This window comes from Nocardia sp. NPDC059240 (genome assembly GCF_042753865.1).
Classification (GTDB): domain Bacteria; phylum Actinomycetota; class Actinomycetes; order Mycobacteriales; family Mycobacteriaceae; genus Nocardia.
The window spans coordinates 267,790-284,797 of sequence record NZ_JBHZAC010000006.1 but is presented as its reverse complement, the minus strand read 5'-3'; the positions used below and the strand labels follow the sequence as shown (position 1 = coordinate 284,797).

At 68.8% G+C, this 17,008-nt stretch carries 1 protein-coding gene (cut by a window edge); it reads left to right on the top strand.

Going from position 1 to position 17,008, the window contains the following annotated elements; all coding sequences use genetic code 11:
- Positions 1-46: 46 nt before the first annotated feature.
- Positions 47-17,008, top strand: the start of a protein-coding gene (locus ACFXHA_RS23430) for a non-ribosomal peptide synthase/polyketide synthase (protein WP_379360094.1). Its footprint extends 26,895 nt past the window's final position; the window shows 16,962 of its 43,857 coding nt (coding positions 1-16,962); it begins with the start codon at positions 47-49; the stop codon falls past the right edge of the window.

Genomic DNA, 17,008 nt, shown 5'->3' with positions numbered 1-17,008 from the left:
CGGCGGGGAACGCTGCGGGTAGCGGTGTTCGGAAGCGAGGTTTGGGTTGAACCGGCTGGATTTCGGCAGCAACGGCGAAGCTGGAAGCGAAATCGCACCGGGGTCGGGCGATCTCTTCCCGCTGTCTCCCGCGCAGCTCGGTATCTGGTACTCCCAGCACCTGGACCCGCAGGTACCGATCAATATCGCGCAGTACATCGAGCTGCGCGGCGAACTCGACATCGAGTTGCTAGAACGCGCCATGGTGAAGGGCTCCGAGGAGTTCGGGTCGGGCTTCCTGCGCATTGTCGAACGCGACGGTGAGCCCATGCAGATGGTCGATCACTCGCTGGATCGCACCATCTACCACGTCGATCTGAGCGGTGAGGCCGATCCGGCCGCGGCCGCGCAGGAGTGGATGCGCGCCGACTACAGCGCCCCGCTGGACCTGACCCGGGACCGTCTGATCAAGACGGCCATGGTGAAACTGGCCGAGGGCCATTACTACTGGTACGCCCGAATTCACCACATCGTGCTTGACGGCTTCGGCGCGGTGACCTATCTGACCCGGACCGCGGAGCTGTACACCGCGTACGTCCGGGGCGAAGAGCCCGCACCGCACAAGCTGACCGATCTGCCGACCCTGGTCGAGCAGGAATTCGCCTACCGCGAGTCGAGCCGCTTCAAGGCCGACAAGGAGTACTGGGCCGAGCGGGTCGCCGGGCTCGAGGACGGCACCAGCCTGGCCGGGCGGTCCGCGCCGCCGGCCGCGGTCAACCGGATCGCCACCGGTGCGCTCGACGAGGATCAGGCTTCGCTGCTGGACGCGGCCGTGGCACGCCACGAATCCTCGCCCGCCGGACTGCTGATCGCGGGTTTCGCCGCTTACCTTGCGCAGTGGACCGGTAGCGAGGACGTCATCCTCAGCCTGCCGGTGACCGCGCGTACGACCGCGATCATGCGTCGCTCCGGCGGTGCCACCTCGAACATCGTGCCGCTGCGCCTGCGGGTCGGGCACGGCACCACCGTGGCCGAGCTGCTGCAGCAGGTGACGGTTTCGGTGTCCGGCGCCCTGCGTCACCAGCGCTACCGCGCCGAGGACATTCGCCGCGACAGCGCGGGCGACTTCAACGGCGAGATCGGCTCGCAGTTCTTCGGTCCGTGGGTCAACATCATGTTGTTCCACAACGAGGTCGTGCTGGGCGATCTCACCGGTGAATACAGCGTGCTGTCCACCGGTTCCATCGAGGATCTGGGCGTCAACTTCTACCAGTCGGTGAAGGGCACCCGGAACCACATCGACTTCGAGACCAACCCCAACCTGTACTCCGAGGGTGAGACGCGCAGCCATCACGCGCGGTTCCTGGAGTTCTTCGATCGCTTCCTGGCGGCGGGGGCCGAGCAGACCGTGTGGGGTCTGCCGATCACCACCGAGGACGAGCGCGTCCAGACGCTGCTGGAGTGGAACGAGTCCGGCCACGAGGTGCCGGTCACCACGCTTCCGGCCTTGCTGGACAAGCAGATTCCGCTGACGCCGGACAAGATCGCTGTCGAGTTCGAGGGTGAGCAGCTCACCTACGCCGAGTTCGGTGCGCGCGTGAACCGCCTGGCCCGCTTCCTGATCGCCGATGGTGTCGGGCCGGAATCGCTGGTGGCCCTGGGCATGCGGCGTTCGCTGGACCTGGTGGTGGGCATGCACGCGGTGCTGCGCGCCGGTGGCGCGTACGTGCCGATCGATCCGGATCATCCGGCCGATCGCACCGCCTACATCCTGGAGTCCGCGGGACCGGTCTGCGTGCTGACCACCGCGCGTGACGAGCTGGAACTGCCGGAGTCGGTGCGGCGCTTGGAGATCGACGCGCTCGACGTGTCGGCGTTCTCCGACGAGCCGGTGACCGATGCGGATCGCGTGGCCCCGCTGCGGCCGGACAACACCGCCTACGTCATCTACACCTCGGGTTCGACCGGTCGTCCCAAGGGCGTCGCGGTCACCCACCACGCCATCGTCAACCAAGAACTGTGGATGCTCGACGAGTATCCGATGACCGCCGACGATGTGTACCTGCAGAAGACGGCCACCACCTTCGACGTGTCGCTGTGGGGCTACTTCATGCCCCTGCTGGTGGGCGCGAAGCTGATCGTCGCCACCCCGGACGGCCACCGCGATCCGCTGTACGTCGCCGAGATGATCGAGCGGCACGGTGTCACGGTCACCGACTTCGTGCCGTCCATGCTGACGGTGTTCGTCTCGCACGCGACGCGGGCCCAATGTGCCTCGCTGCGCTACGTTTTCGTGATCGGTGAGGCGCTGCCGCCGGAGACCGGCGCGGGGTTCCGCGAGATCACCGACGCGGGGCTGCACAACCTGTACGGCCCGACCGAGGCCGCGGTCTCGGTGACCTATTGGGAGAACACGGCCGCCGACACCGTCACGGTGCCGATCGGTCTGCCCGAGTGGAATGTCGAAGTCTACGTACTGGATTCGCGCCTGCGGCCCGCCGCCGTCGGTGCCTCGGGTGAGCTCTATCTTGCGGGCCGTCAGCTGGCGCGTGGGTACAAGGGCCGTGCGGATCTGACCTCGGATCGCTTCGTGGCCAACCCGTTCAGCTCCGGCGAGCGCATGTACCGCACCGGTGACCTCGTTCGCTGGAATGAGTCCGGCGCGCTGGAGTACATCGGCCGCACCGACTTCCAGGTCAAGTTCCGTGGCCAGCGCATCGAGCTGGGCGAGATCGAGACCGACCTGCTCGCACATCCGGCCGTCAGCCAGGCCGCCGTGCTGGTGATGGATACCGCCACCGGTCAGCAGTTGGTTGCCTACATGGTGCCCAAGCCCGGCCAGTCGGTGGAACCGGTCGAACTGACCCGTTTCGTCGCCGAGAAGCTGCCGACCTACATGGTCCCGGCATCGATCATGGTGCTGGACGCGTTCCCGCTCAACACTTCCGGCAAGCTGGACCGCAAGGCCCTGCCGGACCCGGTGTTCAGCGCGGACGCCGCCGGCTACCGGGCCCCGCGCACCGCCGCCGAGGAGATCGTGGCGGGCGTGTTCGCCGATGTGCTCGGCCACGAGCGGGTCGGCGTCGACGACAACTTCTTCGATCTGGGCGGTAACTCGCTGGTCGCCACCCAGGTGGTGGCCCGCATCTCGGCCGCGTTCAGCACCCGGCTGGGTGTGCGTGCGTTGTTCGAGAGCCCGACCGTCGCCGGTCTGGCCGCGCGGGTGGAAGCCGAAGGGCCGTCCGATGTTTCGGCGCGTCCGCCGCTGGTCGCGCAGCAGCGTCCGGAGCGGGTGCCGCTGTCGCTGGCGCAGCAGCGCATGTGGTTCCTCAACCAGTTCGACCCGAACGTCCCGACCTACAACCTGCCGTTCGTGGTGCGGTTGCGCGGCGAGGTCGATGTCGACGCGTTGCAGCTGGCGCTGAGCGATGTGGTCGCGCGCCAGGAATCGTTGCGCACCATCTTCCCCGAGTCCGGGGACGGCGGTTTCCAGCGCGTGCTGCCCATGTCCGAGGTGGAGCTGGGCATCGAGGTCGCCGACCTCGCCGAGGCCGAATTGCCCTCCGCGCTGGCGGCATTCGCCTCCACCGGGTTCGACGTGTCGACCGAGCTGCCGATCCGGGTGCGGGTCTTCCGGCTCGCGAACGAGCCGGGCGACGTCGATCTGGCCGTCGCGTTCGTCGTGCATCACATTGCGGCGGACGGGTTCTCGTTCGGTCCGCTCTCGCGCGACATGACCGCCGCCTACCTGGCGCGCGTGGCCGGGCAGGAGCCCGCGTGGGCTCCGCTGCCGGTGCAGTACCAGGACTTCAGCATCTGGCAGCGTGAGGTGCTGGGCGCGGAATCCGATGCCGAGTCCATGGCCGCACGCCAGATCACGCACTGGCGTGAGAGTTTGGCGGGGCTGCCGGATCAGCTGGACCTGCCCGCCGACCGTCCGCGCCCGCCCGTGCAGAGCTTCCACGGTTCCCGCGTCACCTTCGAGATCCCGGCGGAACTGCACGTCCGGCTCGCGGCTCTGGCTCGCGCCCAGGGTGTTTCGCTGTTCATGGTCATGCACTCCGCGCTGGCCGTGCTGCTGGCCCGCTTGTCGGGCACCAGCGATATCGCCATCGGTACCCCGGTCGCCGGTCGTGGCGAGCAGGCGCTCGACGACCTGATCGGCATGTTCGTCAACACCCTGGTGCTGCGCTCGGAAGTGGATGGGGCGGAACGCTTCACCGATTTCCTGGCCCGCACCCGGGAGACCGACCTCGCGGCCTTCGCCAACACCGATGTCCCGTTCGAGCGGCTGGTCGAGGTCATCAACCCGACCCGTTCGCAGGCCCGGCATCCGCTGTTCCAGGTCATGCTGTCGTTCCAGGAGATGTCGCACGGCTCCATGGAGCTGCCCGGCCTCACCGTCTCCGCGGACGAGCTCGAGGTCGATATCGCCAAGTTCGACCTGCAGTGGACGCTGACCGAACAGCGCGATCTGGTCGGTGCGCCGGCCGGGCTGTCGGTGGTGCTGTCGTATGCCACCGATCTGTTCGACGCCGCGACCGTCACCGAATTCGGGCAGCGCTACCTGCGCGTGCTCGAGACCGCCGTCGCCGCGCCGCAGACGGTGGTGCGCGATATCGACGTGCTGGGTTCGGGTGAGCGCGAGACCGTGCTGCACGCCTGGAATCACACCGAGCGCGAGCTACCCACCGCGGCAACGGTTCTCGACCTGTTCGAGCAGCAGGTGCGGATCCGCCCGCAGGCCACCGCCCTGATCTTCGATCCGGGCGAGCGCAGCGGCAGCATGTTCGGCCCGGCCGAGGAGCTGTCCTACGCCGAGTTCGCCGGCCGGGTGAATCGCCTGGCGCGCAAGCTCATCGACGAGGGCGTGGGCCCGGAGTCCCTGGTGGCGGTGGGAATTCGCCGCTCGGTGGACATGCTGGTCGCCATCTACGCGACCTTGACCGCCGGTGGCGGGTACGTGCCGATCGACCCGGATCACCCGGCCGAGCGCACCGATTACGTGCTGCGCACCGCCGAGCCGGTGGTGCTGCTGACCACCGCGATGGATGCGGTGGAATCCTCGGATTGTGCCGTGCTGCACCTGGATTCGCTGGATCTCGGCGACTACAGCGACGCCCCGGTCACCGACGCGGGCCGGGTGGCTCCGCTGCGGGCCGGCAATGCCGCCTACGTGCTGTTCACCTCCGGCTCGACCGGCCGCCCCAAGGGTGTGGCCGTGCCGCATGCCGCGGTGCTCAACCAGATCGCCTGGATCACCGGCGAATACGACATCGACGACACCGATGTGATCCTGCAGAAGACGCCGGTCACCTTCGACGTGTCGGTGTGGGAGCTGTTCGGTTCGCTGGCCGTGGGCGCGCAGCAGGTCATCGCCGCGCCGGACGGGCACCGCGATCCGATGTACCTGTCCGAGGTCATCGGACGCCACCGGGTCACCATGACCTCGTTCGTGCCGTCCATGCTGAGCGTGTTCGCCTCCAGCGCCTCGGCCGCCGAATGCCTTTCCCTGCGTGCAGTTCTCGTCGCCGGTGAGGCGCTGCCGCCCGCCACTGTGACGGCCTTCCGCCGCTTCTCCACCGCGGCCGTGCACAACCTGTACGGCCCGACCGAGTTCACCGTGCACGCCACCTACGCGGCCATCGACGCGCCCGTGGTCACCTCGGTGCCCATCGGCCGTCCCGTGTGGAACGCACAGACCTTCGTGCTGGACGAGGGCCTGCGCCCGGTGCCCGCCGGTGTCCCGGGTGAGCTGTACCTGGGTGGCGCGCAGGTGGCGCGCGGCTACTTCGGCCGCCCGGACCTGAGCGCCGAGCGTTTCGTCGCCAACCCGTACGGCGAGCCGGGCACCCGGCTCTACCGCACCGGTGACCTGGTGCGCTGGAACCACAATGATCCCGGCGTCATCGACTACATCGGCCGCACCGACTTCCAGGTGAAGTTCCGCGGTCAGCGCATCGAGCTCGGTGAGATCGAGACCGCGCTGCTGGATCACCCCAAGGTGCAGCAGGCCGTGGTGCTGGTCATCGACACGGTCGCCGGTGATCAGCTGGTCGCCTACATCGTGACCCGCGGCCCGGTGGATCTGGACGGGGTCAAGACCTCGTTGCAGCGCACCCTGCCCGCGTACATGGTGCCGGGTTCGATCATGGTGCTGGACGCGTTCCCGGTGAACGCGTCGGGCAAGCTCGATCGCCGGGCGCTGCCCGCGCCGCGCTTCGAGGTCCGCGAATTCCGTGCTCCGACAACGCCGATCGAGGAGATCGTCGCCCAGATCTTCGGCGAGGTGCTCGGCATCGCGCGCGTCGGCGTGGACGACGACTTCTTCGAGCTGGGCGGCAACTCGCTGATCGCCACCCAGGTCGCGACCCGGCTGGGCACCGCGCTCGATACTCGTGTCCCGGTGCGCATGCTGTTCGAGGCCGCCACCGTGGAAGCCCTGGCGGCGCGTGTGGAATCGCATGTCGGTGACGGCGGCCGCAAGGCGCTGGTCGCTCGCGAGCGGCCCAGCGAGGTACCGCTTTCGCTTGCGCAGCAGCGCATGTGGTTCCTCAACCGCTTCGACACCGCGTCGGCGGTCAACAACATCCCGGTGGCCATCCGCCTGTCGGGTGAGTTGGATATCGCGGCGCTGCAGGTCGCGGTCATCGATGTCATCGACCGCCACGAGTCGCTGCGCACCGTCTTCCCGGAGACCGTGCACGGCCCGGTGCAGCGGGTGCTGGATGCCGCGCAGATCGTGCCGGACCTGACGCCGGTGCCGGTCACCGACGCCAACCTCATCGATCACCTGGTCGAGCTGGCCACCATGGCCTTCGACGTGACCGACGAAGTGCCGTTGCACGCGGCGCTTTTCGAGCTCAGCGAGACCGAGTACATCCTCGGCATGGTCGTTCACCACATCAGCGCCGACGGCTGGTCGATGGGCCCGCTGGCGCGTGACGTGATGGTCGCCTACGCGGCGCGCACCTCGTGGGAGGCCCCCGCCTGGGCGGAACTGCCGGTGCAGTACGCCGACTACGCACTGTGGCAGCGTGAGGTGCTGGGCTCCGAGGAAGATCCGGAGTCGTTGATCGCCAAGCAGATCCGCTACTGGGCCGACGCCCTGGCCGATCTGCCCGATGAGCTGGTGCTGCCCGCCGACCGGGCGCGCCCGGCCGTGGCCAGCTACCAGGGTGGGACCTACCCGTTCGCCATCTCCGCCGAAACTCAGCAGGCGCTGGTGGATCTGGGTCGCCGCCACAATGCCTCGCTGTTCATGGTCATGCACTCCGCTTTGGCGGTGCTGCTGGCCAGGCTCTCGGGTACCTCCGATATCGCGATCGGCACCCCGGTGCACGGTCGTGGTGAGGCCGCGCTCGACGACCTGATCGGCATGTTCGTCAACACCCTGGTGCTGCGCACCGAGGTCGACGGCTCCGAGACCTTCGCCGACCTGCTGGCCCGCTCCCGCGACGCCGACCTGCATGCCTTCGCGCACGCGGACGTGCCGTTCGAGCGGCTGGTCGAGGTGCTCAACCCGTCGCGTTCGCAGTCGCGGCATCCGTTGTTCCAGGTCATGCTGACCTTCCAGAACACCCGGCAGGCGAGTCTGGAGTTGCCCGGGCTGTCGGTCAACGGCATCGACTACGACGCGCGTCTGGCCAAGTTCGATCTGCAGCTGACCCTGCAGGAGGCGCAGGACGACCGCGGGGAGAACGCGGGCATGTCCGCCGAGATCTCCTACGCGCTGGACCTTTTCGACGAGTCGACCATCGAGGCGTTCGCGCACCGGCTGGATCTGATCCTGGCCGCCGTGGTGGCGAATCCGGAGCTGCCGCTCGGCGACATCGATCTACTGGTGGCGGACGAGCGCGAGCACGTGCTCGAGGAGTGGAACGACACCTCGCATGCCATCGAACCGGGAACCCTGGTTTCGCTGTTCGAGGCCCAGGCGCTGACCAGCCCCGATGCGCCTGCCGTGGAGTTCGAGGGGACGAGTCTGTCCTACGCCGAGTTCTCGGCGCGGGTGCACAAGCTGGCCCGCAAGCTCGTCGCGCAGGGTGTGGGCGCGGAATCGCATGTGGCACTGGCCATCCGGCGTTCGCTGGACCTGGTCGTGGCCATGTACGCGGTGCTGGAGGCCGGTGGCGCGTACGTGCCGCTGGATCCGGATCAGCCGGGTGAGCGCATCGACTACGTGCTCGATGTGGCGCGGCCGGTCGCGATCCTGACCACCGGCCGCGACGACTTCGTCACCGGCCGCAATGTGCCGGTGCTCGAGGTGGATTCGCTCAACCTGGACGCCTACTCCGACGCTCCGCTCACGGATGCCGAACGGGGCGCGGCGATCCGGCCCGAGCACACCGCCTACGTCATCTTCACCTCCGGTTCGACCGGCCGCCCCAAGGGTGTGGCCGTCGAGCACGGCGCGATCGTGAACCGCCTGCTGTGGATGCAGCACGAGTACCCGATCGACGCCGACGACGCTGTGCTGCAGAAGACTCCGGCGACCTTCGACGTGTCGGTGTGGGAGTTCTTCTGGCCCTTGCAGACCGGTGCGCGACTGGTGGTCGCCAAGCCGGACGGCCACCGCGACCCGGTGTACCTGGCGCAGGTCATCGCGGACACCGGCATCACCACCGCGCACTTCGTGCCGTCGATGCTTTCGGTCTTCGTCGCCACCCTCGGCAACGAGAACGGCGACTCCTCGGTCGCCGCACCGCGTTTGCGGCAGGTGTTCGCCTCGGGTGAGGCGCTGCCCGCGCCGACCGCGCAGAAACTGCGCGAGCTGACCGGGGCCCGACTGCACAACCTGTACGGCCCCACCGAGGCCGCGGTCGATGTCACCTACCACGAGGTAGTCGACACCGACACCGTGTTCGTGCCGATCGGCCGCCCGGTCTGGAACACCGAGACCTACGTGCTCGACGCGCGTCTGCACCCGGTCGCGCCGGGTGTCGCGGGTGAGCTCTATCTGGCGGGCGATCAGCTGGCGCGCGGCTACCTCGGCCGCCCGGACCTGTCGTCGGACCGGTTCGTGGCCAACCCGTTCGTGGGCGGCGACCGTATGTACCGCACCGGTGACCTCGTCACCTGGACCGCCGACGGTGAACTGAACTACCTGGGCCGCACCGACTTCCAGGTCAAGCTGCGCGGTCTGCGCATCGAGCTGGGCGAGATCGAGGCCGCGCTGCTGGCGCAGCCGAACATCGCGCAGTCCGTCGTGGTGGTCCGCACCGATGCGCACGCCGGTGATCAGCTCGTCGGTTACGTGGTCCGCGAGCCGGATTCGGTCGTCGACCTCGATGCGGTCAAGATCGCCGTGGGTTCGTCGCTGCCGGGCTACATGGTCCCGGCCGCGATCGTGGTCCTCGATGCCTTCCCGGTGAACGCCTCCGGCAAGCTGGATCGCCGGGCGCTGCCCGCGCCGGTGTTCGAGGCCAAGCGCTTCCGTGCCCCCGCGACCCCGATCGAGGAGATCATCGCGCAGATCTTCGCCGATCTGCTCGGCGTCGAGCGGGTCGGCGTGGACGACGACTTCTTCGAGCTGGGCGGCAACTCGCTGGTCGCCACCCAGGTCGTGGCGCGGCTCTCGGCCGCGTTGAGCGCCGAGATCGGCGTGCGCGCGCTGTTCGAGGCCCCGACCGTGGCCTCGCTGGCCGCGCGGGTGGAATCGCACGCGGGAACCGGTGTGCGCCAGGCGCTCACCGTGCAGACCCGGCCCGAGTACCCGCCGCTGTCGCTCGCGCAGCAGCGCATGTGGTTCCTCAACCGGTTCGATCCGGAGTCGGCCGCGAACAATATCCCGGCAGCCGTACGGCTCACCGGCGCATTGGATCTCGATGCCATGCGCGGCGCGATCACGGATGTGATCGCGCGTCACGAGTCGCTGCGCACGATCTACCCGTCGCACGAGGGCGTCGCCTACCAGAAGGTGCTGCCGACCGGTCGCGCCGTGCCGGAGCTCGAGGTCATGGACGTGACCGACGGCGAATTGTTCGCCGCGGTCTACGCATTCGCCGCCCAGGGCTTCGATGTCACCACCGAGACCGCGGTTCGCCTGCGCGCCTACCGGCTCTCGGCCGACGATCACGTCCTGGTCCTGGTGGCCCACCACATCGCCGCCGACGGTTTCTCGATGAACCCGCTGGTGCGCGACCTGATGACCGCCTACATCGCGCGCAGTCAGGGCGAGACGCCCGGCTGGACCGAATTACCGGTGCAGTACGCGGATTACGCGCTGTGGCAGCGGGAAACGCTGGGCTCGGAAGAGGATCCGCGTTCGCTCATCACCGAGCAGCTGGACTACTGGTCCTCGACGCTGTCCGGGCTGCCGGACGAGCTGCGCCTGTCGGCCAAGCCGCGCCCCGCCGTCGCGTCGTACGACGCCGGCACCCATCGCTTCCAGGTGCCGGGCGAGCTCATCGCCGGGCTGAACCGGGTGGCGCAGAGCAATGCCACCACCCTGTTCATGGTGGTGCACAGTGCCTTCGCGGCCTTGCTGGCGCGTTTGAGCGGCACCGATGACATCGCCGTCGGTATTCCGGTGGCGGGTCGTGGCGAGCAGGCCCTGGACGATCTCGTCGGCATGTTCGTCAACACCCTGGTGCTGCGCTCGCCGGTGGACACCGGCGCGAGCTTCACCGAACTGCTCAAGACCGTGCGCGAGCGCGATCTGCAGGCGTTCGCCCACGCCGACGTGCCCTTCGAGCGGCTCGTCGAGGTGCTCAACCCGGCCCGCTCGCAAGCGCGCCACCCGCTGTTCCAGGTCATGCTGTCGTTCCAGAACCTCGGCCGCACCTCCCTGGAACTGCCGGGCTTGAGCGTGTCCGAGCTGGCCGTGGATCAGCAGTCGGCCAAGTTCGACCTGCAGCTCACCTTGAGCGAGGTCGTCGACGGCGACTCGACCATGGACGCCGAACTCGTCTACGCGACCGATCTTTTCGACGCGCAGTACGCGGATGTCTTCGCGCAGCGCTTCGTCGGCATGCTCACCGCGGTGGCCGCCGACCCGACCCAGCTGGTCGGCGAGGTCGAGCTGCTCAGCGACTGCGAGCGGCGCAAGCTGCTGGTCGGTTGGAACGAGACCGCGTTCGAGCTGGACGCTGCGCTGCCGGAGGTCACCGAAGGCGCTGCGGCGACGCTGGTTTCGCTGTTCGAGGCGCAGGTGGCGCTGACTCCCGACGCGACCGCCGTCACGTTCGAGGGGACAAGTCTGTCCTATGCCGAGTTCGCGGCTCGTGTCCGCAAGCTCGCGCGCTGGCTGATCGCCGAAGGCGTCGGGCCGGAATCGTTTGTGGCGCTGGGCATGCGCCGCTCCATCGACCTCGTCGCGGGCATGTACGCGGTGACCGTCGCCGGTGGCGCGTACGTGCCGCTGGATCCGGATCACCCGGCCGAGCGCACCCAGTACATCCTCGAGACCGCGCAGCCGGTCTGCGTGCTCACCTCCGGTGATGATCTGGAAGGCGTTGAGGCGCGCCAGGTTCGGATCGACGAGCTGGATCTGTCCAGCTTCGACGATGCCCCGGTCACCGATGCCGAGCGTCTTTCGCCGCTGCGTCCGGGCAATACCGCCTACGTCATCTTCACGTCGGGTTCGACCGGTCGCCCCAAGGGTGTCGCGGTCTCGCACGCCGCCATCGTCAACCGCCTGGTGTGGATGCACGCCCAGTACGGGCTGGCCGCCTACGACGTGGTCTTGCAGAAGACGCCGTCCACCTTCGACGTGTCGGTGTGGGAGTTCTTCTGGCCCTTGCAGGTCGGCGCGCGACTGGTGGTCGCCAAGCCGGACGGCCATCGCGATCCGGCCTACCTGGCCGAGATCATCGTCCGCGAGGGTGTCACGGTCACCCACTTCGTGCCGTCCATGCTGGCGGTGTTCGTGGCCGAACCCGCTGCCGCGGAATGCGTCAGCCTGACCAATGTCTTCGCTTCCGGTGAGGGCCTGCCCGCGCCGACCGCGCAGAAGCTGCGGCAGCTGACCGGTGCGCGCCTGCACAACCTGTACGGCCCGACCGAGGCCGCCGTCGACGTGACCTATCACGAGGTCACCGATGCCGACCTGGCGTCGGTGCCGATCGGTGCGCCGGTCTTCAACACCCAGGTCTACGTGCTGGATTCGCGTCTGAAGCCGGTTCCGGTGGGTGTCGCGGGTGAGCTGTACCTGGCGGGCGATCAGCTCGCCACCGGGTATGTGGCGCGACCCGACCTGACCGCGGATCGTTTCGTGGCCAACCCGTTCGGTGACGGTGCGCGCATGTACCGCACCGGTGACCTCGTCACCTGGACGGGTAATGGCGAGCTGGAGTACCTGGGCCGCACCGACTTCCAGGTGAAGCTGCGTGGTCTGCGTATCGAGCTGGGCGAGATCGAGTCGGCGCTGACCGGGCTGCCGTCGGTCGCGCAGTCGGTGGTCGTGGTTCGTCACGATGAGCGCACCGGTGATCAGCTGGTCGCCTACCTGGTCGCCGCCGACGGCCAGATCGATGTCGACGCGGTGAAGGAGATTGTCTCCGAACAGCTTCCGGCCTACATGGTGCCGGCCGCGTTCATGGTGCTGGATGCCTTCCCGCTCAATGCCTCCGGCAAGCTGGATCGCAAGCAGCTGCCCGCGCCGACCTTCGCGGTTCGCACCTACCGTGCCCCGCAGACCCCGGTGCAGCAGACCGTCGCGGGCACCATCGCCGATGTCCTCGGCCTGGAGCTGGTCGGCCTGGACGACGACTTCTTCGAGCTGGGCGGCAACTCGCTGATCGCCACCCAGGTGATCGCGCGCCTGTCGGCCGCCCTCGATGCCGATATTCCGTTGCGCACACTGTTCGAGGCCACCACGGTGGCTTCCCTTGCCGCACAGCTGGAATCGCGGGTCGGTACCGGTGCGCGCGCGGCGCTGGTCGCGCAGGAACGCCCGGAGCTGGTGCCGCTGTCGCTGGCGCAGCAGCGGATGTGGTTCCTCAACCGCTTCGACAATCGCACCGCGGTCAACAACATCCCGGTGGCGCTGAAGCTCACCGGCGCGGTGGATCTCGACGCCTTCCGCGCCGCCATCGGTGACGTGCTGGCGCGGCACGAGTCGCTGCGGACCGTCTACCCCGAGGTCGAGGGCGACGGCTACCAGCGGATTCTGCCGGTGTCCGAGGTGGACTTCGAGGTCGGTGCCGAGCCGGTCACCACGGGCGGGCTCACCGCCCGCATCGTGCAGCTCGCCAGCGTCCACTTCGACGTCACCCGCGAACTGCCCTTCCGCGCGACGGTCCTCAGCCTGAGCGATACCGAGCACGTGGTCGTGCTGGTGCTGCACCACATTTCCGCCGACGGTGCCTCGCTGCGCCCGCTGCTGCGGGATGTGGTGGCCGCCTACCTTTCCCGTGCCGAGGGCGAGGCGCCGGCCTGGTCCCCGCTGCCGGTGCAGTACGCCGACTACACGCTGTGGCAGCGTGAGATCCTCGGCGCGGAAACCGATTCGGAGTCCCTCGCGGCGGAGCAGATCTCCTACTGGACCGCTCAGCTGGCGGATCTGCCCGAGCAGATCGAGCTGCCCGCGGATCGGACGCGTCCGGAGATCGCCACCAATGCCGGTGGCACCCATGACTTCTCGATCGACGCCGAGCTGCACCGCGCGCTGACCGGCGTGGCCCGTGAGCACGACGTGACCTTGTTCATGCTGGTGCACGCCGCCCTGGCCACCTGGGCGTCGCGCCTGTCGCGTGCCACCGATATCGCCATCGGCACCCCGATCGCCGGTCGTGGCGAGCGCGCGGTGGACGACCTGGTCGGCATGTTCGTCAATACCCTGGTGCTGCGCAGCGAGGTCAAGCCGGACACCGCTTTCCGTGACCTGCTGGCCCAGGTGCGTCGCACCGACCTGGCCGCCTTCGCGCACGCCGACGTGCCGTTCGAGCGGCTCGTGGACGTGCTCAGCCCGGTCCGTTCGCAGGCCCATCACCCGCTGTTCCAGGTGGCGCTGACCTTCGAGGCCGCCAGCGCGAAGGACGCGCAGAACGTCTCGCTGCCGGGTCTGGACCTCGCGGTCGTCGAATTCGACCCGGGCACCGCCAAGTTCGATGTGCAGCTCACCGTGAGCGAGCGCGCCGACGGCTCGCTGGGCCTGTCGTGGAACTACGCCACCGATCTGTTCGACGCCGAGACCGTGGCCTCCTTCGCCGACCGCCTGGTGCGCGTGCTGCGCACGGTCGCCGAGGACCCGGCCGCGTTGATCGGCGATATCGACCTGCTCGGCGAGAGCGAACGCCACGATGTGGCCGAGAACTGGGTGTCGGCGGGCGAGGATATCGGCGACTCCGATGCCACCCTGTCGAGCCTGTTCGATCTGGCCGTGGCCGCCTACCCGCAACAGGTCGCGGTGCGATTCGGCGACGAGGAGCTCAGCTACTTCGAGCTCGACCGCCGCGCGAATGTGCTGGCGCGCAGGCTGATCGCCGAGGGCGCGGGCCCCGAATCGCTGGTCGCGGTGCTGCTGCCGCGTTCCGCGGATCTGGTCGTCGCGCTGCTCGCCGTGATCAAGACCGGTGCGGGTTACGTGCCGATGGATCCGACCAACCCGGCCGACCGCATCGCCTACGTGCTGTCCGACGCCAAGCCGACCAGCGTGATCACCGACTCGACCGTGCAGGTCGACCTGCCGCACGACCTGAACAAGGTGCTGCTGGACGGCTTCTCGCTCGAAGCCGGTGACATCGAGGACGCGGCCGACGCGCCCGTCACCGACGCCGACCGCCGCAGCCCGCTGCGCCCGGATCACGTCGCCTACGTCATCTACACCTCCGGTTCCACCGGCCGCCCCAAGGGCGTGGCCGTGGCGCACCGCAACGTGGTGCGGCTGATGGCCAACACCGATCGCGAGTTCGGTTTCGGACCCGAGGACGTGTGGACGCTGTTCCACTCCTACGCCTTCGACTTCTCCGTCTGGGAGCTGTGGGGCCCGCTGCTCTACGGCGGCAAGCTCGTCGTCGTCGATTACTACGTGTCGCGTTCGCCGGAGCAGTTCCTGGAACTGCTGCGCCGCGAACGGGTCACGGTGCTCAACCAGACCCCGTCGGCGTTCTACCAGCTCGCCGAGGCCGACCGGATCTCCGCGAGCGACGAAGCGTTGGCGCTGCGCTATGTGATCTTCGGTGGTGAGGCTCTCGAGCTGCGCCGCCTGTCGGATTGGGTTGCGCGTCACGGCGATTCGACCCCGTACCTGGTGAACATGTACGGCATCACCGAGACCACCGTGCACGTGTCCGTGCGGGTGCTCGACGCCGACACCATTGCCGCTGCCACCGGTTCGGTGGTCGGCCGCGCCATCGCGGGCCTGCGCGTGTACGTCCTCGACGACCGCCTGCACCCGGTGCCGGTCGGTGTCGCGGGTGAAATGTATGTGGCCGGACCGCAATTGGCGCGCGGCTACCTGGGCCGACCGGACCTCTCGGCGACCCGCTTCGTCGCCAGCCCCTTCGGCATCCCGGGCGAGCGCCTCTACCGCTCCGGTGACGTGGCCCGCTGGAACCGCTTCGGCGAGCTCGAATACCTCGGCCGCGCCGACGACCAGGTCAAGGTGCGCGGCTTCCGCATCGAGCTCGGTGAGATCGAGTCCGCGGTGCTGGCGCAGGACGGTGTCGCGCAGGCCGCGGTCATCGTGCGCGAGGACCAGCCGGGCGATCAGCGGATCGTGGCCTACGTGGTGCCGGCCGACGGTGTCGCGCCCGCGGTGGACGCCGTGCGTGACGGTGCCGCCGAGTTGCTACCGGCCTACATGGTGCCCTCGGCCATCGTGGTGCTCGACCGGATCCCGTTGACCGTCAACGGCAAGCTGGACCGCCGCGCGCTGCCGGCCCCGGCCGTGCAGGCGCGGGCCTTCCGTGCACCCGAGACCCCGATTCAGGAAACCGTCGCCGGTGTCTTCGCCGACGTGCTCGGCCTGGACCGGGTCGGCCTGGACGACGACTTCTTCGATCTGGGCGGCAACTCGCTCATCGCCACCCGGGTGGTGTCGCGCATCGGTTCCGCGCTCGACACCACCGTCGCGGTGCGCACCCTGTTCGAAGCGAGCACGGTCGAGGCTTTGGCCGCCCGCATCGAATCGCATGCCGACGGCGCCTCGCGCGCCAAGCTGGTGGGCCGCACCCGCACGCCGGGCGAGCTGGTGCCGCTGTCGTTCGCGCAGCAGCGCATGTGGTTCCTCAACCAGTACGACACCTCCTCGGCGGCCTACAACCTGCCGCTGGCGATCCGCCTCGACGGTGAACTCGACACCGCCGCACTGGAACTCGCGGTCGCCGACGTGGTTCGCCGCCACGAGTCGCTGCGCACCCGTTACCCGGAGCACGGCGGCACGCCGATGCAGGTGGTCGTGCAGGCCGAGGAGATCGCGCTCGATCTGCGCCCGGTCACCGTCACCGCCGCTGATCTGGTCACCACGGTGACCGCGTTCGCGACGCTGGGCTTCAATGTGGCCGAGCAGGTTCCGCTGCGCGCTCGACTGTTCCGCGTCGGTGGCGAGGCTCAGTCCACCGACGGCACCGCCGTCGCCACCGAGCATGTGCTGGTCGTCGTGGTGCACCACATCGCGGGTGACGGTTTCTCCATGTCGCCGCTGGCCCGCGACGTGATGGTGGCCTACACCGCGCGCACCCAGGGTGCGGTGCCGGGCTGGGCCCCGCTGGCCGTGCAGTACGCCGATTTCGCAGTGTGGCAGCGGGAAGTGCTGGGCTCGGAAGAGGATTCGTCCTCGATCATGGCGCGACAGGTCGCGTACTGGCAGCGGGTGCTCGGCGGCGTGCCGGACGAGCTGGCGCTGCCCACCGACCGCCCGCGTCCGGCGATCGCCTCGCATCGCGGTGCGACGCTCTCGCGGACGCTGTCGCCCGAGCTCATTTCCGGTCTGGAAGATGTTGCCCGGCAGCGTGGTTCGTCGCTGTTCATGGTGATGCACAGCGCGCTCGCGGTGCTGCTGGCCCGGCTCTCCGGTGGCGACGACATCGCCGTCGGTACCCCGGTCGCCGGTCGTGGCGAGGCCGCACTGGACGACCTGGTCGGC